General features: G+C 67.4%; 1 protein-coding gene. It reads right to left on the bottom strand.

The window, feature by feature from the left end; all coding sequences use genetic code 11:
* The coding region (locus ACYVDE_RS24675; protein WP_460504165.1) for a hypothetical protein at positions 1 to 838 on the bottom strand (838 nt) is incomplete at both ends.

Below are 838 nucleotides of genomic sequence, written 5' to 3'. Positions count from 1 at the left end.
ACACGTAGATGGCGGCGTCCATGCCGGGGCGCTGGGCGGGGGCTACGGTGCTCCAGTCGAGGGGGCTCGGGTAAGGATTGCCCAGCAGGTGCCAGCCAGCGGCGGCATCGGTGCCGCGGTTCAGCGTGCCCGAGGCCACGGGACCGTTGTTCAGCGCCCCCACGAAATCGACCAGAGCCGTGTTCGGCGCGTTCACGGTGTAGCCTTTGCCCGCCACCATCGGGTCGCTCAGGCTATTGGGCGAGAACCAGCCTTTGTCGAAGGCGCTGAAGTTCGAGGTCACCGTCGCGATGCGGTCCTGGTTGTAGCCAAATACCGTCGGGAAAGCGGTAACCGTGCCCGGCGTAGCGCTGCTGTTGTAGGCGGGGTTCACCACCGGCGTGAAGCCAGCCGTGGCCAAATCCGCCACCGTGGTGTTGCTCACCGGGGCCGAGTAGTGGCGGTAGCCCAGCGGATTGCTGCTGTTGATGTAGCGCTGCACGGTAGCCGTGCCGTTCACCACGCCGCCCGTATTCACTACGCCCGCCGTGCCAGTGGCCGACGATAGCAGCGTGAACGTTTGGCCGCCCGTGTTCAGGTTGCCCAGGTTCAGGTTCAGGCCCTGCGTCAGGCTCAGGGCCTGGCTCAGCGTTACGCCGGAGGCATTCTGCACGCCCATAGCCAGCACCGTGCCGGGCAGGCCCAGGCCGGTTACCTGCGCCGCGTTGCCGGTGTAGATGTACTGGGCCAGCGGGCTATACGTGCGGGTACCCGTTAGCAATACCGCGCCGGTGGGCACGCCCGTCGGCGAAATGCCGGCCGGGTCGCAGATGGCCAGCGTGCCGCCGGCCTGCAGCAC

This window comes from Hymenobacter agri, assembly GCF_054778495.1.
Note: the sequence above shows the minus strand (reverse complement) of the source record. Positions and strands in the feature narration are given on the sequence as shown.